Raw genomic sequence first — 20,493 nt, 5'->3', positions numbered from 1 at the left:
CTGAGGGACGTCCATGAAGATCGCCATCGATCCGCACATGTTCCGCACGCTCCCGATCCGGGAGATGGTGCGCACGGTCGCCGACATCGGGTACGAGCACATCGAGCTGTCCCCGCGCGACGACTTCATGCCCTTCTTCGCGCACCCGCGCGCCGACGACGAACGGGTCGCCGAACTGGGGTCCGCGCTGCGCGAAACCGGGGTGCAGCTGGCCAGCGTGCTACCGCTGTACCGCTGGTCAGGCCCGGACGAGACCGAACGTCAGGCGGCGGTGCGCTACTGGAAGCGCATGATCGAGGTGACCGCCGAACTCGGCTGCACCCAGATGAACTCCGAGTTCAACGGCCGCCCCGAACACCCCTCCGAGAGCGAGGCCGCGTTCTGGCGGTCGATGGAGGAGCTCCTGCCGCTGTTCGAGCGCGAGGGCATCGCGCTGAACCTGGAGGCCCACCCCGACGACTTCTGCGAGGTCAACACGCCTGCGGTCGACCTGGTGCGCGCCATCAACAAGCCCTGGGTCAACTATCTGTACTGCGCGCCGCACACCTTCCACCTCTCCGGGCAGGAGACCGGCGCGGACATCCCCGCGATGCTGCGCTACGCCGGCGACAAGCTCACCCACGTGCACATCGCCGACACCTTCAACCACAAGGCGTCCTCCGGGCTGCGCTACATCCTCAACCCGCCCGGCACACCCGCGCGCATCCACCAGCACCTGGACATCGACCAGGGCGAGGTCGACTGGGACGCGTTCTTCTCGACCCTCCGCGAGATGAACTTCGACGGCATCGCCACCGCGTGCGTGTTCGCGTGGGAGGACCGCGCTGTGGAGTCGTCGAAGTTCATGCTCGACCGGATCACCCGTGAGCTCAAGCGCTGAGCCACCAGAGGAAGGGACATTCCGTGCAGGGACAGCAACTTCGCGTCGGGCTCATCGGCGCGGGCAAGATGGGCGCCGATCACGCGCTGCGGATCCACGAGCGCATCAGCGGTGCGCGGCTGGCCGCGGTCGCCGATCCCGACCGCGACCGGGCGCAGGAGGTCGCGGGCAGCTTCGGCGCCCGCGCCACGGCCGACGCCTTCGAAGTGATCGACGACCCCGACGTGGACGCCCTGGTGATCGCCTCACCGGGTGCTGTGCACGAGCCGCTGCTGCTCGCGGCCGTCGAGCGGGGTGTGCCGGTGCTGTGCGAGAAACCGCTGACACCGGACGCGAAGTCCTCGTTGCGCGTGGTCGAGGCCGAGGAGGCGCGCGGTGAGCACTTGGTGCAGGTCGGGTTCATGCGCCGCTTCGACGCCGAGTACGGCGAGCTCAAACGCCTGCTCGACGCGGATGAGCTGGGAGCTCCGCTGATGCTGCACTGCGTGCACCGCAACGCCGCGACGCCGCCCGGCTTCACCAGCGAGATGATGATCTACGACTCGGTGGTGCACGAGTTCGACACCGCGCGCTGGTTGCTCGGCAGCGAGATCGCGGCGGTGACCGTCCGCGCCCCGAAGTCGAGTTCGGCGGCCCCGGACGGGCTGCTGGACCCGCAGATGGTCACCATCGAAACCACCAGCGGCGCACTGGTCGACGTGGAGATCTTCGTCAACTGCGGTTTCGGTTACCAGGTCCGCTGCGAGGCCGTCGGCGAGCGGGGCACCGCACTCATCGGCGCCGACGGCGGCCCGCTGGTGCACCGCTCCGGCAACTGGGGCGGCACGATCAGCGACGACTTCCGGGACCGGTTCGGCGCCGCCTTCGACCGGGAGTTTCAGCGCTGGGCCGATGCCGCCCACCGAGGCCACGCCGATCCGGCCGCTGCCACCGCGTGGGACGGCTACGCCGCGGCCGCGGCCTGCGAAGCAGGCGTGCAGGCCCAAGCCACCGCCACCAGAGCGGAGGTCGACCTCGCCGAACGCCCCGACTTCTACATCCCCTGACCCGTCCACGACTCCGAGCCCGCACGTGGTCGACCGGATCTCAGCGGAAAATCCGAACGCCGGTTTCCACTGAGATCCGGTCATCGCTCCGAAGGTGGGGCCACCTCGGGAAACGCCGCCCCGGTGGGTTTCTCGGGACCGCTCACGAGCGGTGTCGGGAGGCGAGGAAGGCGTCGAGGGTGGCGGCGCGCACCCAGCTCGATCTCGAGGTCTGAACTGGCCGGTGAGAGGATTTTGATCATGGTCGGTTCGGACCTGAACTGACCGGTGCCCCGGGGTGCACCCCGGGGCACCGAGGCATCAGCGGACTTCGAGTTCGGTGATGCCCGTGTGGTCCGGGCTCTCGGGGCCGGTGAGCTCCACTCGGACGTAGCGGGCCAGGTGGCCCTCCGGCAGCTCCGCCGGGGCCTCGGTGAAGGTGCGGCCGTCGACCGAGGTCAGCAGGCGGTGCGCACTCGGGGCGATCTCGCTCCAACGCGGCGTGATCTGCGAGATCCGCTGCGCTGCGCCGAGATCGACCGTGGCCGAGCCCTGCGGGCCGTTGAGGTGCCACGGCGTGGCCGTGTTGCCGTCGACGGCTGCTTCGGCGTAACGACCGGGTTCCTCGCTGGTGGCCTCCGCCGACTTGCAGCGCGCCAGGTTGTCGGTCGGCTCCAGGTCCGGCCTGCGGGTCTTGAGCATCAGCGGCTGCGCCTCGCTGACCACGTGCTCGCCCTCCGGGGCCTGCACGGTGAACGGGTCACCGCTGCGCAGGACCACCGTGGTCTGGTGACCGCCGATGCGGACGTCGAACGTGCGGCCCTGCCACTTCAGCCCGGTCAGCTCGACGCCCTCGCCTAGCTGCGGCGGCAGGGTCGGGTCGAGGACGACCTCGTCGCCGCGCCAGCGCATGCCCGTCAGCCCGTGGGTGAAGACCTGCGTGTAGCCGCCGGCGCCGGTGAGGAAGTTGAACGTCGGAGCGCCCGCCCCTTCACCGGCTCGTTCGCCGCGCGCCTCGGAGAACTGGGCGAACGGGTCCTTCTCGAACGGACGGATCGACCGGTCGAGGTAGGTGTTGGTCGCGCAGCCGGGTTCGCCGATGGCGGCCGCGTCGATGGCGTGCGCGGAGTCGGTCATCGCCGGCCCGTCGGGGTCGGTGCGCGGCGCGTAGTAGTCGAGCGTGTTCTGCGCGACCTGCTCGGGCATCGGCCACTCCAGCGGGTACTGCAGCAGCACCGCGTCGGCCTGCTTGATCCGCTGCCCCGCGTACCCGTCGTACTGCCGGAACACCTGCGCCTGCTGGTCGAAGGGCATCCGCACCTTCTCGGCGATGGCGTTCCACTCCGGGGGTGCGGGTTCACCGAGGACCTGCGCGGCCTCGGTGGCGTGCCGCAGCGCGGTGGCCGCGCCAGCGTTGGTGAACACCCCGTCGTTGACGCCGTTGCTGTACTCGTCCGGGCCCGCGACGTTGTTGATCGAGAAGGTGCCGTCGGCGTTGGGCGTCACGCGCCCGGTCCAGTACTCGGCCACGCCGCGCAGCACCGGCCAGCCGTGCTCCCGCAGCCACGTCCGGTCACCGGTGGCCAGGTAGTACTGCCAGGTGGACAGCGCGACGTCGCTCTGCAGGTGGTTCTGCGTCAGGCAGTGCGGCGGGTCCCAGCTGTGGCAGTCCTTCTGCAGGTCACCGCTGTCGGCGCTGGTCCACGGGTAGAACGCGCCCTGCTGGCCGATGGACCGGGCGTTGGCGCGCGCGGCGGGCAGCGTCTTCTCGCGGTAGGCCACGACGGACTTGGCGATGTCGGGGTGCTGCAGCAGCAGGCTCGGGTACATCCACAGCTCGGTGTCCCAGAAGTTCAGGCCCGCGTAGTTGTCGCTGCTCAGCCCCGCGGGAGCGACGCTGGTGTCCTGGCCTTCGCGGATGCTCGACAGGATCGCGTACTTGCTGGAGCGCAGGGACTTCTGCAGGTCCGGACGATCCGGGACGCGGATGTCGCTCTCCCACAGCTCCTTCCACGCCGCGGCGTGGGCGTCGAAGAGGTCGTCCCAGCCGCGCTCGGCGGCTTCCTGCGAGGCCCTGACGGCGGCGGCCTCGTGATCCGGGCTGGTCAGCGCGGTGTCGACGCCGACGAACTTGCCGAACTCGTAGCTCTGGCCCCGCTGCGCCTCGAAGCCGACCTTCTGCTCGGCGTCGAGGCCGTCGATCCGCTGCTGAGAGGTCGTGCGCACGTCATCGGGTGCGACCAGAGTGGACGCGACGGTGCCGCGAGCGCCGACGCCATCGGTCTCGAAACCGACGCGCACGGTCTCGCCCTCGGCCTTCCCGGCGGTCGGGTGCATCCGGCGGGCGCCCGCGCCCTCGATCGCGCCGGACACCTCGACCTGCCCCGACCAGCGCGGAGAGACCCGCGCGCGGACGGCTCCGACGTGCGGGTTGGTCCGGTCGGCCACGACGTCGTAGGAGAGATCGGTGACCTTCCCGTCCGGTGCGGTCCAGGTCAGCGAGGTCGACACGACACCGCACTGGACGTTCAGCGCCTGGCGGAAGTTCGAGATCTGCTCCGGCGGCGTCTGCGGGCTGAAGGTGTGCTCACCGGCGCGGACGGTCAGCGACGACCAGGTCGGGATGGCCGCGATGGCGTGCCTGGGCACGTCGGACTGCGAACTGGGGCCTTCGCCGTAGAGGCCGGTGACGAAAGCGCCGTCGTAGCGCGGTGTTTCGAGCGGAAAACCGGTCTTCTCGCCGGTCGCGACGTAGCCGGCGCCGGTGGGCGGGACGCGTTGCGAGAGGTAGCCGTTGCCCACGAAGGCGTGCGCCGTGTAGGCGGGATCGAACCGGTCGGTCGACATCTCCCACGTGTCGTCGCTCGCGCAGCGCGAAGGCGGCTCGGCCGGGGCGGCGCCTGCGAGGGGCACGACCGCGCCCGCGGTGACCAGCAGCGCGGCTCCCAGCACGCCGCTTGAACGATGCAGTTTCACCCGAGTCAACTCCTGTGTTCGATTTCGGATGGTGATCGGGAATCCTGCTTCGGAGGCATTGGTCCGTCAAGTCGAGGTGGTATCGATCATGTTCCCGTTGTGTGCAATGGGGAGTGTCAGAAGTGCATGTCGCGTATATGTGGACGCATGAGCTCCTATTCGCGACGGCGACTGATGCAATTGTCGGCAGCGGCCGGTGCCGCCGCTTTCGGCGCCGCGTCCTGCGGCACGCGGCCGGCGACGAACGCGGCCGCCGGTGCCGCGCGGATGAGCGCCCCCACCGGAGTCCTCGGGGCGAACTTCAACGGTGACCCGAGCATCATGACCTGGGCAGGCCTCGAGCGAGCCGAGGCGACCTGGGTGCGCGGCTTCGCGGCGATGCCCGATCTCGACGACGAAGCCGCGGCCGACAACCGGGCGGTCAGAGCCCTGCTGGAGGCGGTTGACCGCAAGTACGGTGCCGTGCTCTCGCTGAAGTTCCCCTATTTTCCGGATAAGCACGACAGAATTCCTCGCCCGGGAACCGAGGAGATGAAGAAGGATCTGGAGCGGGTTGACAAAGTGCTGCCCGAGGTGATGGGCGAGGTCGACGTCCTCGTCATCGGCAACGAGCCGTTCATCGAATGCCCGAAGGTCGATTGGACCAACGGCGCGATCAACGACTTCTACGAGACCGTGGCAGCGCACGTCATCGACTACCGGGCGAAGAACTTCCCCCACGGGTGCAAGACGGTCCTCCACATGGGTGCGCTGAACCACCTCGACGAGCCCGACGAGTGGGTCAACAGCGGTACCGACCGCTGGATGACCTACGTCCGCGACACCCCTGAGATCGAGGGCACCGACATCCACCCGCACGTCGACCGGCCCGACGGCGCCCAGGCGTACCTCGACTACGTCCTGCCCAGGCTCGGCGACAAGAAGTTCCTCGTCACCGAGTTCTCCCTGGTGCACCTGTGGAAGGACCACCTCTCCGACAAGATCCCGGCCGCCTACGCCGAGAAGTACGGGGTTGCGGCGGGAGCCGAGATCTGGCAGGTCATCCGCAACGCGCTGAACAAGCCCTTCCCGAAGCAGCGCTGGTACGACCTGCTGCGAGAAAGCCCGTGGTTCGAGGGCAACAAGCACTACCTCAGCGAGCAGATGGCGAAGTTCCGCGCCACCGGCAAGCTCGCCGTGGCCACCTACGGGATCGGCCAGGACGCGGCGATGTCCGGCGGCGACTTCACCGCGAAGAGCATCCCGTGGCTGCTCAACAGCATCTACGCCTCGGCGACCGTGCGCCCCGAACCCAACGGCGAGGCCGCCCCCAACTACGCCTGGCTGCAGGACTTCCAACGCGCCCAGAAGGGGTAGGTGCTGATTCCGCACTCGGAGGGCGAGCTGATTCCCACCTGAAACGGCGGCAGCCGCCACGGGATCCGTTCGCAGTCTCATCAGGACGGTGCCCAGACCTCGTTGATCGTGGTGGGGGTGAGGACGTCGTCCGGGGAGCCCGCGGCGTGGACGCGTCCTCGGTGCAGCAGGACGCAGTGGTCGGCTCGGCGCGCTTCGGCGAGGTCGTGCGACACCTGGACGACCGTGCGGCCTGATCGCGTTTCGGCCCGGACGGCGTCGGCGATGAGGCCGCGGGCCTTCGGGTCGGCGCCCGCGTCGGGTTCGTCGAGCAGCAGCAGTTCCGCGTGCTGCGCGAGCCCCTGCGCGACCAGGACGCGCTGCCGCTGGCCGCCGGAGAGCGCACTCATGCGCTGCTTGGCCAGGAGCGTGATCTCCAACCGCTGCATCGCGTCATCGATGGCCGAGCGGTCCGCCGCGTTGAGCCTGCGCCACGGTCCGCGCTCGGCCCACCGGCCCATCGCCACGGCGTCGAAGACCGTGCAGGGCAGGGCTTCCGGGATCGCGCTGTGCTGCGGCACGAACGCCGGTCGCCCCTCGTAGTCGTTGCGCTGCGCACCGCTGCTGGGCAGCGTGCCCGCGAGCGCGGCCATCAGCGTGGACTTGCCGGCGCCGTTGGGGCCCACCACGGCGGTCAACCGGGCCGCCGGGATCTCCGCCGACTCGATGTCGAGCACTTGTTTTCCCTGGTAGCCGGCCTTCACTCGACTGAGGGCGACGGCGGTTCGCGGCACGCTGCTCACGACTTCCTCTCCGGGGCAGTGGGCGAGATCACGCCACAAGTTGGAAAACGAAAATCGTTTCCATTATATGTTGACCGTCATGGATTGGCTATTCGTCCCCTTCGGGGTCTCCTTCGTGGAGCGCGCGCTGTGGGCAGGCGTGCTCGTGTCGGTGATCTGCGCCCTGGCCGGGACCTGGGTCGTGCTGCGGGGCATGGCCTTCCTGACCGACGCGATGTCCCACGGCATGCTGCCGGGCGTCGCGGTCGCGTCCGTGCTGGGCGGTGACCTGCTGCTGGGGGCCGCGTTGAGCGCCGGCGCGATGGCCGCCGGGGTGTCGGCGCTGGACCGGTCGCGGTGGCTGTCGCGCGACACCGGCATCGGGCTGCTGTTCGTGGGGATGCTGGCCACCGGCGTGATCGTCGTGTCGCACTCGAAGTCCTTCGCCGTCGACCTGACCGGCTTCCTGTTCGGCGACGTGCTCGCCGTGACCGACGGCGACCTGGTGCGGCTCGCGATCGCCCTGGTGGTCGCGATCGTGCTGTCGGTCGCCGCCTACCGCCCGTTCCTGGCGCTGGCCTTCGACCCGCGCAAGGCCCACACGCTGGGCATGCGCCCGCGCCTGGCCGGTCTGCTGATGACCGGGCTGGTGACGCTGGCGATGGTGATGTGCTTCCAGGTCGTCGGCACCCTGCTGGTCTTCGGCCTGCTGATCGCCCCGCCCGCCGCCGCGACCCTGTGGGCCAACCGGGTCCCGCTGGTGATGGCCGGTGCCGCCGGTTTCGGCGCCGCCTCGACGGTGCTCGGGCTGCTCGCCTCGTGGCACTGGGGAACCGCCGCCGGGGCCAGCATCGCCGCCACCTCGGTGGCGCTGTTCTTCCTGTCCGCCCTGCTGGCCGCGCTGCGCGACCGGGGACGGGCGCTGACCACCCGAGCAGAGCACGTCTCGAAAGTAGAGGAGCCGGTCGCGTGAAACATCGCCGCTTACAACTGGTCTCGATCGCACTGGGCGCGCTCGCGCTCGGCGCCTGTTCGCAATCGCCACCACCACCACCACCGGTGCCGCACGGCTACGTCGAAGGCGCCGAGGAGACCGCCGAAGCGCAGTCCCGGCTGATCGTCGCCGGGGACGGGGGAGCGCTGCGCGTGCTCGACCTGATCACCGAGGAAACCCGGGACCTCGAACCCGTTCCGGGAGTTCGCGACGTCGTCACCGACGGCCGCTTCGGCTACGTGTCGGACGCGGATTCGGTGCACGTCGTCGACAGCGGTGCCTGGACGGTCGACCACGGCGACCACATCCACCACTACCGCGCGGAGATCCGCGAGCTGGGCGAGATCCCGCTCGCCACGCCGGTGCAGGCGCAGAGCGACAAGGTGCTCGTCGCGCTCTCCGGTGCCGACGGCGCGACGGTGCTGCTGAACCGAGAACCGCTGGAGAAGGGCCGCATCGAGCGGGCGGGTGACCTGCGCGTCGAGCCGGGGACCGTCGCCGTGCCCTTCGAGCAGCACGTCCTCGCCATCTCCGGCGACGCGGTCCGCGTCCTGGACCGGGCGGGGGCGGAAACCGCCCGCATCGCCGAACCGTGCCCGCAACCCGCCGGAACCGCGGTGACGCGTCGCGGCGTGGTCTTCGGGTGCGCCGACGGAGCGCTGCTCGTCACCGCCGACGACGGGCCGTTCCGCGGCGAGAAGATCGCCTACCCGCCGGGCGCGGCGCCGCGCGCGAGCGAGTTCCACCAGCGCCCCGGCAGCGACACCCTGGCCGCGCTCGCGGGCGAGGACGGTGCGTGGCTGCTGGACCTGTCGAAGCGGTCCTGGACGCACGTGCCCACGGGCCCGGTGGCGGCGGTCAACGCCGTTGGTGCGGGCGGTTCGCTGCTGGCCGTCGGCACCGACGGGACGATGCGCGCCTACCGGGAGGACGGCACCGAGATCGCCCGCAACCAGGTCCTCCCGCCCGGCGGACCACCGCCGAGCATCCAGGTCGACACCTCGCGGGCGTACGTCAACGACGCCGCGGCCGGAACCGTGCACGAGATCGACTACAACGACGGCCTGCGCATCGCCCGCAGCTTCCGGCTGGGCGGGCAGGCCGCGCACGTGGTGGAGACGGGCCGATGAAGCGCACCGCACCCCGCGCGGTCCTCGCGCTGATCACCGCGCTGCTGACGCTGACCGCCTGCTCCGCCGGGGCGCAGCAGCGGCCCGGCGTGGTCGTCACGACCAACATCCTCGGCGACATCACGCGGCAGATCGTCGGCGACGAGGTGCCGGTCTCGGTGCTGATGACGGCCGGAGCCGACCCGCACTCGTTCGGGATCTCCGCGCAGCAGGCCGCCGAACTCGAACAGACCGACCTCGTGGTGCACAACGGGCTCGGCCTGGAGGAGGGCGTGCAGCGGAACGTCGAAACCGCGGTCGCCGAAGGCGTTCCGGCCGTCGCGGTCGCCGAGCACGTCGACCCGCTGAAGATCGCAGGACCGGATTCCCAGCCGGACCCGCACTTCTGGACCGACCCGTCGCGGGTCGCCCGCGCCGTCGACCTGATCGCCGAGCAGGTCGTGGCGCACGTCGACGGCATCGACGCGGCGGCGGTGAAAGCCCGCGCCGCGCAGTACCGGCAGCAGGTGCTGGCGGTCGAAGCCGAGACGGCGCAGCGGTTCGAGCGCATCCCGCCCGAGCGGCGCAAGCTCGTCACCAACCACCACGTGTTCGGCTACCTCGCCCAGCGCTACGGGTTCGAGGTGATCGGGGCCGTGATCCCCAGCGGCACGACGCTGGCCTCGCCCAGCGCCTCCGACCTGTCTTCGCTGGCCGACGCCGTCCGCCGCGCGAACGTGCGCACGATCTTCGCCGATTCCTCGCAGCCGGACCGGCTGGCGCGGGTGCTCGCCGAGCAGGCCGGAATCGACGTCCGCGTGACGCCGCTGTTCACCGAATCGCTGAGCGAGCCGGGCGGGGGCGCCGCCACCTACCTGGAGATGACCCGCGCGAACACCGAGGCGATCGCCTCCGGGCTCGACGCTTGACCACCCTTCGAGAAGGAGAGAAGACCATGGTGAAACCGGTTCGCTTACCGGTGGCCGTCGCCACGATGGCGCTGGCCCTGACCGCGTGCGGTTCCGGCGCCCAGCAGGCCGCCGCGCCCGCCGCGCCCGGCCCCGCCGTGCCCGACCCGATCGTGACCACCTACGACGGCGGTGTCCTGGTGCTCGACGGGAAGACCTTGGCCGTGGCCGAGGACATTCCGCTGCCGGGCTTCAACCGGCTCAACCCGGCAGGCGACGCCGAGCACGTCATGGTGTCGACCTCGACGGGCTTCCAGGCGCTCAACGCCGTGCGCGCCCAGCTCACCGACGTGCGGTTCCCGGCACCCAAACCGGGTCACGTGGTGCGCAACGCCGGTCGCACGGTGCTGTTCTCCGACGGGACGGGCGAGATCACCTCGTTCGACACCGCCGAGCTCGCCGCGGGTGCGCCGGCCACCGACAAGCACACGGCCGCCGAAGCCCACCACGGCGTCGCGGTCGAGCTGTCCAACGGCCAGATGGTGCTGTCGCTGGGCAACGAGGAGGACCGCACCGGCATCGCGGTCCTCGACGAGCACCGCCACGAGATCACTCGCAACGAGGACTGCCCCGGCGTGCACGGCGAGGCCGTCGCGCAGGGCGAGGCCGTGGTCATCGGCTGCGAGAACGGCGCTCTGGTCTACCGCGACGGCGCGATCAGCAAGATCACCAGCCCGACGCCGTACGGGCGGATCGGCAACCAGGCGGGCAGCGAGCACTCGCCGGTCGTGCTCGGCGACTACAAGCAGGACGAGCACGCGGAACTCGAACGCCCGCAGCAGGTCGCGCTGGTCAACACAGCGGACTCCTCGTTGAAGCTGGTCGACCTCGGCACCAGCTACACCTTCCGCTCGCTGGGTCGCGGCCCCGCCGGTGAGGCGCTGGTGCTGGGCACCGACGGTCAGCTGCACGTGATCGACCCGGTCCAGGCCGGCGTGGTCCGCAGCATCCCGGTGATCGGTCAGTGGGAGGAGCCGCTGGAGTGGCAGCAGCCGCGCCCGGCGCTGTTCGTCCGCGGCGGCACGGCGTACGTGACCGACCCGGCCAAGCGGGAGATCCACGCGATCGACCTCGCCTCCGGCCAGAAGACCGCGACCGGCGCGCTTCCCCAGGCGCCGAACGAGATCGCCACACCCCTGGCAGGTCACTGACGCGGTAAGGGCCGGCATCGGATCGGTGCCGGCCCCCTCGGGTCCGACCCGCGGCTCACCCGTTTCCGGGCTCGGTGACGCGGTTGCCGAGCAGAGCCCGGGTGCGGACTCCGTCCGGGTCGTCGCGGAGGTCGTAGATCTCCAGCCGCTGCTCGGGCCGGTCGGACTGGGCCCACAGCTGGAAGTCGACGGTGATGTCGCCCGCGTGCGGGTGGCGCATCCGCTTGGTCCCGGCCACGCACTCGCCGACCCGGCCCGAGGCCCACAGGTCGGCGAACGCGTCGTCGCGGATGCACAGCTCACCGATCATGCGGGTCAGCGCCTCGTCATCGGGGTACTTCCCGCTGGCCATGCGCAGGTAGGCGACGTAGTCGGCCGCCTCCAGGCCCCAGTCGCGGTAGAGAGCTCGGGCCTGCGCGTCGAGGAAGAGCATCCTGGGCAACGATGGACGCGTCGCGGCCGATTCCGGGGCGTCGGCGGGCAGGTGCGGAGCCACCAGGGCGCGACCCAGCTCGTTCCAGGCCAGGACGTCGTTGCGCCTGCCGAGGATGATCGCCGGACGGGCGGACACCAGCGACAGCAGCTCCAGGGCCTTCGGTGTGGCCGACTCAGGACCGGGATCGGTCGTGGTGCGGTGGGTGCGCGCCAGGTCGAGGAGGTGTTCGGTCTCGGTGACCGACAGCTGCAGCGCTCGAGCCAGGGCGAGCAGCACCTCGTCCGAGGCGTTGCGGCTGTGCCCCTGCTCCAGCCGCGTGTAGTACGTCACGCTGACGCCGGCGAGCTGAGCCACCTCCTCCCGGCGCAGTCCGGGAACGCGCCTGCGCACCCCGAAGCCGTTCAGCGGGGTGGCCTCCGGCGGCAGCGAGGCGCGCTTGCCCCGCAGGAAGACTCCCAGCTCACCCGGATCGTTCACGCTTCAACGGTAGCTCGGTTCGGGGAGTGCGAGGGTATCCCTGCTGGTGCCACCCACGGCGGGGAGGGCACAACCGGGGCCTGGTGGGCGTCCGCGGTGCCGCGCAGTGTCGAGGTCATGCCAATCCCGATCGTCGCTCTGGCCCTCACCGCGTTCGCGTTGGGCACGGCCGAGCTCGTGCCCAACGGTCTGCTCCCGCTCATCAGCGGTGATCTCGGAATCTCGGTGCCCATGGCGGGCTGGGTGACCACGAGCTTCGCGCTCGGCGCGGTGATCGGCGGCCCGCTCGTGGCCGCCGCCACCCTGCGCCTGCCCCGCAAGCCCCTGGTCATCGGCCTGACGCTGGTGTTCCTGGTTGCCAACGCCATCACCGCGAGCAGCGGGTCGCTGCTGGTGGTGTCGCTGTCGCGGGCCGTGGCGGGCGCCATGCTGGGCGGGTTCCTCGGCACCGCGATCACCGTCGCCCGCGGTCTCGTCACCCCTTCCCGGCAGGGGTCCGCCATCGCTGTGGTGTTCACCGGGTTCACCGTGTCCAACGTGATCGCCGTGCCGATCGGCAACCTCGCCGGCCGGGCCATGGGGTGGTCGGCCGCGTTCTGGCTCGTGTCGGTCCTCGCCGCCGTCGGGGTCGTCGCGATGTGGCTGGTGCTGCCCGACGCACCCGGTGGGGGAGAGCCGGAGGACCGCGGTTTCGGCGTCCTGCGCAACGGTCGCCTGTGGACGGCGTTCCTGGCGATCTCGCTCGGCTACGGCGGATTGTTCGTCGTGTACACCTACATCGCGCCCTACCTGGCCTCGGTGACCGGCGTGTCGCAGGGTTCGGTGACCTGGCTGTTGCTGCTGTTCGGCGCGGGGCTGATCGTCGGCAACACCCTCGGCGGCCGGTACGCGGACCGGTCGGTCACGCACGCGGTCGTGGTGATCCTCGGTGGACTCGTCGCGTCGTTGCTGGCGCTGTGGGCGCTGGGTTCGATGCTGCCGGTCGTGATCGTGCTGCTGGTGCTGCTCGGCGGGACGGGTTTCGGCATGGTGCCGCCGCTGCAGTCCTACGTCCTGCAGGTCGCCGGAACGGCGTCCGCGCTGGTCTCGGCGCTGGCGGCGGCCGCGTTCAACTTCGGCGTCGCCTTCGGTTCAGCCGTCGGCGGCGGCGTCCTGGCCCGCACGCCCGACTACCCGGTGCTGGCGCTGGTCGGAGCGGCGATGACAGCGCTCGGCCTGGTCGCCTTCCTGATGACGCGTCCCCGCACGCGTGCCGCGTCAGCGGAAGTCCGCGTCGCGCAGTCAGCGTGAGGTGCGTGCTGCGGCGAGGCGCCGGGCCTGGACGAAGGGGTCGGGGGTGATGTTCAGCAGGAGTGCGCTGAGCGTGCCCTCGTAGATCAGCAGGAGGTCCGCGGCGATCTCCCCGGGAGCTGACGATCCCTCGGCGGCAGCGAGTTCGGTGAGCCGGTCGAGCAGGTGGCGCTTGTGCTCGGCGACGACGGCGAGCGCGGGGTGGTCCGGGTCGGTGAGCTCCACCGTCGCGTCCACGTGCGCGCAGCCGCGGCGGTGGCCGGTGGCGGCCCACCACCGCTCCAGCGCGTCGAACAGGGCCAGCAGGGGGTCATCGCTCTCGGCGATGGCCGCTTCCCAGTCGGCCCGCCACTGCTCGTCGCGCTGGGCGAGGTAGGCGGCCACGAGCTCGTCCTTGCCGCCGAAGTGCTTGTAGCAGGTCGCCAGAGCCGCGCCCGCGCGCTCGACGATCGCGTCGATGCCGGTGGCGTTGATGCCCTGCGCGTAGAACAGCTCGTCCGCCGCAGCGAGCAGGCGCTCCCGCGCCGGGGTTGCCGGTTTCGCCATCACGGAACTAGTGTAACGATCGTTCTGCCTAGAACGACCGTTCTGCTGTAGGAGGAGCCGTGCCCGAGCTCAAGGCCGTCGCGTTCGACGTCGTCGAAACCCTGATGTCGCTGGAGGAGGTTCCGGGTCGACTGGCCGAACGCGGTCATCCCGCAAGCCTCTTCGAGCCGTGGTTCACCCGCGCGGTCCGCGACGGCATGGCGCTCGCCGCCGCGGGCGGCTACCGCAGCTTCGACGAGATCTGCGCGGCGGCGTTGCGCGACATCACCGGCGAGGAGGTCGGCCAGGAGACGATCGACCACGTGCTGCGCGGCTGGGACCGCTTCCGGGCGCACGCCGACGTGCTCCCGGCACTGGAAGAGCTCCGATCGGCCGGTGTGCGCGTCATCGGCCTGACCACCGGAAACGCCGAGGTCATCAGCGGCTTCTTCGCCCACAACGGGATGTCCGATCACGTCGAAGCGGTCCTGTCCTGCGCCGACGTCGGCGCGTGGAAGCCCGCCCCCGCCGCGTACCGCTACGCCACGACCTGGCTCGACCTCGCCCCGGAACAGGTGGCACTGGTGGCCGCCCACGCCTGGGACTGCCACGGCGCCAAGAGAGCCGGCCTGCGAACGGGCTGGGTCAGCCGCCTCGAAGGTCGCTACAACCCGACCTTCGACCCAGCCGACACCACAGCCGACGACCTCCCCACCCTCGTGAGAGACCTCCTCAAACCCACCAGGTGACACCGAAAACCCGACGCCGGATCAGCACGTACTGCGTGCGTGGTGATGATCTGGGGCCAGGAGGGTTGTCGCGGAGAGGTCGAACATCCGGCGGAAGGTGGAGCTAGCCGGTTGAGCTCGTCCGGGTCGTGCACTTGGGCGAGCATCGCCTGCTCGGCGAGGTGGGTGGCGCCGATCGGTTCCAGCGTCTCGCTCATGCGGCTCCGCACCTCGGCGGCGCGTGCCGGTCCGGGATCGAGGTAGTGGAGGAGCACCCGTCCTTGACCGGCGTCGATCCGGTGCTGGACGCGCGCCGGTACCAGGGCGCTCCGGCGACGCCGGGACCCTTCGGGGGAGTGGACGGTGAACGCGTCGTCGACGTCGATCGCGAGGTAGTCCACCGGGGTGGAGTGCCGGTCCCACCGCAGTTGCGGCCCGAGGTAGGTGGCTCGGCCCGGCGACAGCCACACCTTCCGGCCCTCCGCGGTCATGGTCGTCATGTTCGCAGGACGACCATGACCAACCCGCCGACGGTGATCTCGACCAGGCAGTAGAACCAGTTCGGGTAGAAGCTCGTTGGAGCGTCCAGCAGGCGGGAGATCGCCCGGCCGACCGCCATGCCCGCCAGCGAGATTCCGACCGCCGAAGCGGCGCCGTCGCGCATCGCGTCGTCATCCGTGGCGCACCAGGTGAGAACTCCGGCCATCGCGACGCCGAACCCGCCGTAGACCGCGCGCACCTCGGAACGGCTCACCGCGCTCGTGGCCACCAGGCCGAACGGGTGCACCAGGGCTGCCGGTGCCGCCAGCGCGAACAGGCCCATGGCGGCGAAGAACGCCGCACTCGCGACCAACACCACTTCCTCCATCGAACCGGCTCCTCCGCTTCGGGTGCAGCGGATCGTCACACGCCAGTGCCGCTGCGAGCTTCCGAGAAGTGCTGAGAGGCCATAGGGATCGCCTATTCCCTCCACTGCATTTTCGTCTTTGCTCTCCTTTTTCGGTCAGGCGTGGCTTGATATTGCTCGGCCGCCGCGAATTCGGCGCGGTTTCCACTACTTCGAGCGGATTCGCGACATCGGGAGGGTGACATGAGAGGTCCAGGGAACCGCCGGCACAGCCGCTCCAGACCGCAGTAATCGGAGCACGGATTACTGCCGTTTCGGGTGCCCGATTGCGGCGGTATTCCGGGTTGTGAGTGCCTTGGTGGGGGATGACCGACTTTTGATGTACGGGACGGCCCCTAGGGGTGCTCGGGGGCCGTTTCCGGGGTGAGACCTGAGGTTTCGGTTCCGCTTTCTCCGTAGCGTCCTCAGTGGAAATGATCATGCCGTCCCTCGCGGACCGGTGTGGTCGGTCTACTGGAGGGAGTGGCATGCACGCCAAGGCGGATGAGTACCGGGGTGGCCTCGCGGCGTTGTCGGTGAACGCGTCGCTGGACGAGGTGCTCGAACAGGCCGAACGGCACGACGCGGCGGCGACCACGCCGGGTGAACGCGCGGGTGCGCTGCTGGCCATCGCCGAGGCGTGCAGGCGGTTGGGCCGGGTGGAGCGCGCTGAACGCGCTTGGCGCGCCAGCTACCGCACCGCACGGGACGCCGGCGACCAGGACGCGATGGCCTGGGCGCTGTGGAGCGGTGGCACCCTCGCCCGGCAGCGCGGTCGCTACGTGCTGGCGCACCGGCTGCTGACGCGCGCGGTCGAGGCCGCCGAGCGCGGCACCGATCCCATGGCGCGGGGGTACGCGCTGGCCGGGCTCGCCGAAACTGGCCGCGTGCAAGGCGATTTCGCCGGAACGTTGCGGCTCCACGAGCAGCTGCTGGCCGAGGCGCGGCAGATCGGTCAGCCGAGGCACGTCGTGTGGGCGCTGGAGGGGATCGCCCAGATCCACCGGCACGGGGGCGACTACGACACCGCGCTGGCCATGTTCACCGAAGCCTGCCAGATCGCCACCGACGGCGACGACCAGCGGGGCCGGGCCTGGGCGCTGCGCGGCATCGCCGACCTCACCTCGCTGCGCGGCGAACCCGACGAGGCCCTGGACCTGCTGGCCGACGCCGAACGCACGTGCCGGGACATGCGCCTGGAAGCGGCCCTGGCCTACAACCACAAGATGCGCGGTAACGTCCTCTACCGGGCGGGCCGCTATGCCGAAGCAGAGCGCGTCTACCGCGACACCGTCGAGGAGTTCACCCGCATCTCCGAACCCCGCGGCGAAGCCCTCGCCCGGCTCGGCCTCGTCAAGAGCCGAGCCCGCCGAGGGGCCTCGCCCGCCGAAACCGATCAGGCCCTCCTGGCTCTGCACACCCGGTTCACCGAGAGCGGCCTGCACCACGCAGCGGACATGGCGCAGGCCGCACGCCACGAACTCGTCGGTTAGGAGAAGCTGGTGACCGCGAGTTGGTAGCAGACGGCGACGATCGCGACGAGCCCTATGGCGGCCAGGGCGTTCTGCCACCACTTGTTGCGGAGGTCGCCCATCAGGTCGCGCCGGTTGGCCAGAACGACGAGCAGCACCGCCAGAACGGGAGCGACGACGACCGTCAACGCTTGGGCGGCGATGATCAGCTGGACCGGCGACTCGCCCCGGGCCAGAACGGTGACGAGGGCGCCGAAGCCGAGCACGCCCAGGATGCCGGCGCGGACCCGCCACGAGGCGAGCCTGTTGCCGAAGCCGAGGCCGTCGGAGAGCAGGGTGCCGCCTGCCGTTGCGTTGGCGATCATCGCCGAGAGAGCCGCGCCCGTGAAGCCGAGCGAGAAGATGGTCCGCCCGACGTCACCGGCGATCGGGGTGAGGACGGTGGAGAACTGCTTGAGCGTGGCGCCGTCCTCGCCGCCGACGCCGGGCAGGACCGCGGCTGCGGCCATGATGACCAGTGCGGTCATGATTCCGGGTGCGACGATGCCGGGAATGGTGTCGGCGATGGTCGTTTCGCGGTACTGATCGCGGCGCAGGCCGCGCTCGCGTGAGGCGTAGCCGGCGTAGAACGCGGCGTTGACCGAGAAGTTGGTGCCCACGAGGGCGACGATCAGCAGACCGACTCCTGCGGGCACGACCGGGACGACGGACCCGACGGCGGCGGCTCCCCAGTCGGGCCGGGTGACGATCGCGGTGGCGACGAACGATGCCGCCATGACCGCGACGATGACCAGCACGAGCTTTTCGATGAGCGTGTAGAGCCGCCGTGCGAAGAGGATGCCGACGACGACGGTCGTGCACGCCAGCGTCCACCACATGGGCGAGCCGCCGAACACCAGGGACAGGCCCAGGCCCGAGCCGACGGCGTTGCCGACGGAGAACATCAGGGTGATGGCGAAGACGCCGAACCCGGCGAGCCCGCCGACCCAACGGCCGAGGTGCTCTTTGATGGTCTGGACGACCGAGCCCTTCGACACGAGTGCGATGCGGATGCTCATGTCGGCGTAGATGAGCATCAGCGCGGTGGAGATGGCGATGACCCAGATCAGGGAGTAGCCGAAGCGGCTGCCGGCCTGCACCGCCGAGGTGAGGTTGCCGGGCCCGAACTGCCAGGCGCCGACGATGAAGGCAGGCCCCATCAGGGCCAGCATCCGCAGGACTCGGCGGCCACGGCCGACTGGAGCGGAACCGGAGGTGTCGCTGGGCCCGGTGTTCATCCGGGCGGGTGCTGCGTCGGACATGGTGTTTCCTCACCCCCACGCGGCATTGTCGCGGGGTCGTTCGGGGACGGCATTGTCACCGGACCGGCCGGGTGGCCGGAAGGGCCGGATGCGCTCGCGCACCCGGCCCGCGGGTCGGTTCAGATGAGCTTCGCGCTGCGCAGCGCCTGGACGATCTCCTGCTCGGCCTCGGCGGAGAGGTCGATCAGGGGAGAGCGCACGGTCGCGTTCTCCAGCACGCCGAGCGCCTTGAGCGCGAGTTTGAGGGCCACGGTGCCCTCCATGTGCGAGCCGCGGTGGTAGACGGCCTTGGTGACCGGCAGCAGGCGGTCGTGCACGGCGCGGGCCGCCGCGTAGTCCTGGGCCTTTCCGGCCGCGATGAGTTCGAGCAGCGGTTCGGGGGCGATGTTGCCGTATCCGACCAGCAGGCCGTCCACGTCGAACATGGTGTGCAGCAGGTACTCGTCGTGGCACGACAGGATCTGCAGACCGGGGTTCTCCCGCCTCAGGACGGGGATCTCGGTGTCCCAGCGACGCATGTTCCGCACGCCGTTCTTGGTGGCGAAAACGCCTGGTTGGGCGGCGATCTCGAGCTGGGTGTCGAGGTCGTAGTTCGCCTTGGTGACGTCCGGGTACTGGAAGAGGATGCAGGGCAGGCCCGCCTCCTCGTAGATCGCGCGGTAGCGCTCTTGCGGGGCTCCCTGCTGGTAGCCGAACCGCAGCCAGCCGTGCGAGGGGTACACCAGCGCGGCCTCGGCTCCGGCGGCGACCGCGCGCTTGGCCTCCTCGACCGCCACGTGCGTGCCTTCGCCGGTGATCCCGGCGATGACCGGGACGTCGACGGAGTCGACCAGCTGGGAGATGGTGGCCACCTGCTCGTCCTGGGTCAGGAAGGTCCCTTCGCCGGCGTGGCCGAGCACCACGAGGCTCTTGACGCCGTCGTGGCCAGCCAGCCACTGGCCGAGCTTGGCCATCGCCTGGTGGTCGACCTCGCCGTCCGGCGTGAACGGCGTGACCGGAGCGGGGTTGAGGCCGCGGAGATCGAGAGACATGCCTGGGAACTCCATTCTGGGAACGGTAGCGAGAACGTTCCCAAAACGATGTGCCACGACTCGCCGAGTGTCAAGACCGATCCCGGGAACGTTCCCATCTTCGGGTAGGCTCCGGGTGTGGTGACGATTCTCGATGTGGCCCGGGCGGCCGGGGTCAGCAAGTCCACGGTCTCCCGCGTGCTCGACGAGCGCCTCCCGCGCTCCACCAACGCGACGGCGGAGCGCGTTCGCGAGGTCGCGGCCGAACTCGGCTACGTCCGCGACCCGCTCGCATCCGGGCTGCGCCGTTCCGGAACCAGCACGGTGGGAGTGATCGTTCCCAGGCTCACCGACACGGTCATGGCGATGCTCTACGAGGCGATCACCGAGGCCGCGGCCGGACGCGACCTGTTCACGGTCGTGGCGACCACCGAAGACCTGCCGGAAGTGCAGGACAAGGCGGTGCAGTCGCTGCGGAGGCGCAGGGTCGACGGGCTCATCCTCACCACGGCGCGCGTGGGGGAACCGGTCGACGTCGGCAAGACCTCCTACGCACTGGCCCTGCGCACCGACGGCAGCAGCCCGGCCGCCATCGGCGACGACCGCCTCGGAGCGCAGCTGGCGACCCGGCACCTCATCGACCTCGGACACCGCAGGATCGGCCTGGTCGGTGGGCCCGCGTACGCCTCGAGCGCGCAAGGGCGCGCAGCGGGCTACCGGGAGGCGTTGGAAAGCGGCGGACTCGGCTTCGACCCGGCACTGGTCGCCGGTGACGCGTTCTCGATCGAGGCCGGTGAGGTCGCAGGGCGCCAGCTGCTGGATCGTTCAGATCCGCCGAGCGCGGTGTTCGCGGTCAACGACAACACGGCGATCGGGGTGCTCGCCGCCGCGCACGCGCTGGGTTTGGAAGTCCCCCGGGACGTGTCGATCGTCGGCTACAACGACATCCCGGTGGTCAGCAGGCTGCCGGTGCCGCTCACCACCGTGCGGGTGCCGTTCAGGCAGATCGCCGCCGACGCCCTGCGCCTGCTGCTCGACGACGGGCCGGGGGCCGGTGAAACCCTGGTGAGCGCCCCTACTCTCATCCCGCGCGGCTCCACTGCCGCTCCCCGGCAACTGGGATCCGACGGGCCTCGGCCGTAAGGTCG

General features: G+C 70.4%; 18 protein-coding genes. 11 read left to right on the top strand and 7 right to left on the bottom strand.

Translation table 11 applies throughout. The features are described 5' to 3' along the window. Positions 1 to 13 precede the first annotated feature (13 nt). Together E1202_RS23790 and E1202_RS23785 are read left to right on the top strand one after the other, a co-directional pair. Entirely contained in the window at positions 14 to 880 is an 867-nt protein-coding gene (locus E1202_RS23790) for a sugar phosphate isomerase/epimerase family protein (protein WP_132685353.1), read from the top strand. Positions 881 to 903: 23 nt separating this feature from the next. Then, positions 904 to 1,926 carry a Gfo/Idh/MocA family protein gene (locus tag E1202_RS23785; RefSeq protein WP_132685352.1) on the top strand — a complete coding sequence of 341 codons (1,023 nt, stop codon included), beginning with the start codon at positions 904 to 906 and terminating at the stop codon, positions 1,924 to 1,926. Positions 1,927 to 2,226: 300 nt separating this feature from the next. On the opposite strand, the gene E1202_RS23780 is transcribed toward E1202_RS23785, so the two are convergent. Beyond that, a complete protein-coding gene (locus E1202_RS23780) occupies positions 2,227 to 4,881 on the bottom strand; it encodes a glycosyl hydrolase family 65 protein (protein ID WP_132685351.1) in 2,655 nt (884 codons plus the stop codon). 174 nt (positions 4,882 to 5,055) lie between these two features. On the opposite strand from E1202_RS23780, the gene E1202_RS23775 reads away from it, so the two are divergent. Continuing rightward, positions 5,056 to 6,237 carry a hypothetical protein gene (locus tag E1202_RS23775; protein WP_235878952.1) on the top strand — a complete coding sequence of 394 codons (1,182 nt, stop codon included), beginning with the start codon at positions 5,056 to 5,058 and terminating at the stop codon, positions 6,235 to 6,237. 80 nt (positions 6,238 to 6,317) lie between these two features. Here E1202_RS23775 and aztA read toward each other — a convergent pair whose 3' ends face one another. Continuing rightward, entirely contained in the window at positions 6,318 to 7,019 is a 702-nt protein-coding gene (gene aztA, locus E1202_RS23770) for a zinc ABC transporter ATP-binding protein AztA (protein ID WP_132685350.1), read from the bottom strand. Positions 7,020 to 7,098: 79 nt separating this feature from the next. Here aztA and aztB point away from each other — a divergent pair, with 79 nt between their 5' ends. Genes aztB through aztD form a run of 4 tightly spaced genes read left to right on the top strand, consistent with a single transcriptional unit; the run spans position 7,099 to position 11,220 of the window. Then, positions 7,099 to 7,971: a zinc ABC transporter permease AztB gene (aztB, locus tag E1202_RS23765; protein ID WP_132685349.1), complete on the top strand. Its 873-nt coding sequence runs from the start codon at positions 7,099 to 7,101 to the stop codon at positions 7,969 to 7,971. Beyond that, positions 7,968 to 9,122, top strand: a complete 1,155-nt coding sequence (locus E1202_RS23760) for a hypothetical protein (protein WP_132685348.1) — start codon at positions 7,968 to 7,970, stop codon at positions 9,120 to 9,122. Before aztB ends, E1202_RS23760 begins: the two co-directional genes overlap by 4 nt. Continuing rightward, positions 9,119 to 10,030 (top strand): zinc ABC transporter substrate-binding protein AztC, encoded by a 912-nt coding sequence (gene aztC / locus E1202_RS23755; protein ID WP_132685347.1) that lies wholly within the window; start codon positions 9,119 to 9,121, stop codon positions 10,028 to 10,030. Before E1202_RS23760 ends, aztC begins: the two co-directional genes overlap by 4 nt. Positions 10,031 to 10,056: 26 nt before the next feature. Next, positions 10,057 to 11,220 carry a zinc metallochaperone AztD gene (gene aztD, locus E1202_RS23750; RefSeq protein WP_235878951.1) on the top strand — a complete coding sequence of 388 codons (1,164 nt, stop codon included), beginning with the start codon at positions 10,057 to 10,059 and terminating at the stop codon, positions 11,218 to 11,220. A gap of 55 nt (positions 11,221 to 11,275) precedes the next feature. On the opposite strand, the gene E1202_RS23745 is transcribed toward aztD, so the two are convergent. Further along, positions 11,276 to 12,133, bottom strand: coding sequence for a helix-turn-helix domain-containing protein (locus E1202_RS23745; RefSeq protein ID WP_235878950.1), 858 nt, complete (start codon positions 12,131 to 12,133; stop codon positions 11,276 to 11,278). A 117-nt stretch (positions 12,134 to 12,250) separates the two neighbouring features. Here E1202_RS23745 and E1202_RS23740 point away from each other — a divergent pair, with 117 nt between their 5' ends. Then, entirely contained in the window at positions 12,251 to 13,423 is a 1,173-nt protein-coding gene (locus E1202_RS23740; RefSeq protein WP_132685346.1) for an MFS transporter, read from the top strand. Here the strand turns inward: E1202_RS23740 and E1202_RS23735 are convergent. Next, positions 13,415 to 13,969: a TetR/AcrR family transcriptional regulator gene (locus E1202_RS23735; RefSeq protein WP_132685345.1), complete on the bottom strand. Its 555-nt coding sequence runs from the start codon at positions 13,967 to 13,969 to the stop codon at positions 13,415 to 13,417. The two genes, E1202_RS23740 and E1202_RS23735, sit on opposite strands and share 9 nt — an antisense overlap. A gap of 59 nt (positions 13,970 to 14,028) precedes the next feature. Here E1202_RS23735 and E1202_RS23730 point away from each other — a divergent pair, with 59 nt between their 5' ends. Then, positions 14,029 to 14,697: a haloacid dehalogenase type II gene (locus E1202_RS23730; protein WP_235878949.1), complete on the top strand. Its 669-nt coding sequence runs from the start codon at positions 14,029 to 14,031 to the stop codon at positions 14,695 to 14,697. A gap of 475 nt (positions 14,698 to 15,172) precedes the next feature. On the opposite strand, the gene E1202_RS23725 is transcribed toward E1202_RS23730, so the two are convergent. After that, positions 15,173 to 15,544 (bottom strand): DUF4345 domain-containing protein, encoded by a 372-nt coding sequence (locus E1202_RS23725; protein WP_132685344.1) that lies wholly within the window; start codon positions 15,542 to 15,544, stop codon positions 15,173 to 15,175. 506 nt (positions 15,545 to 16,050) lie between these two features. Here E1202_RS23725 and E1202_RS23720 point away from each other — a divergent pair. Next, positions 16,051 to 17,055, top strand: coding sequence for a tetratricopeptide repeat protein (locus E1202_RS23720; protein ID WP_132685343.1), 1,005 nt, complete (start codon positions 16,051 to 16,053; stop codon positions 17,053 to 17,055). Here E1202_RS23720 and E1202_RS23715 read toward each other — a convergent pair. Both E1202_RS23715 and E1202_RS23710 read right to left on the bottom strand, forming a co-directional pair. Further along, positions 17,052 to 18,335 (bottom strand): Nramp family divalent metal transporter, encoded by a 1,284-nt coding sequence (locus E1202_RS23715; protein WP_235878948.1) that lies wholly within the window; start codon positions 18,333 to 18,335, stop codon positions 17,052 to 17,054. The genes E1202_RS23720 and E1202_RS23715 overlap by 4 nt on opposite strands. A gap of 119 nt (positions 18,336 to 18,454) precedes the next feature. Next, positions 18,455 to 19,366: a dihydrodipicolinate synthase family protein gene (locus tag E1202_RS23710; protein ID WP_132685342.1), complete on the bottom strand. Its 912-nt coding sequence runs from the start codon at positions 19,364 to 19,366 to the stop codon at positions 18,455 to 18,457. A gap of 120 nt (positions 19,367 to 19,486) precedes the next feature. Here E1202_RS23710 and E1202_RS23705 point away from each other — a divergent pair, with 120 nt between their 5' ends. After that, entirely contained in the window at positions 19,487 to 20,488 is a 1,002-nt protein-coding gene (locus E1202_RS23705; protein ID WP_235878947.1) for a LacI family DNA-binding transcriptional regulator, read from the top strand. The last annotated feature ends 5 nt before the right edge of the window (positions 20,489 to 20,493 follow it).

The sequence above is a fragment of the Saccharopolyspora karakumensis genome, from assembly GCF_004349225.1.
GTDB classification, from domain to species: domain Bacteria; phylum Actinomycetota; class Actinomycetes; order Mycobacteriales; family Pseudonocardiaceae; genus Saccharopolyspora; species Saccharopolyspora endophytica.
This window is presented reverse-complemented; position numbering and strand designations above follow the sequence as displayed.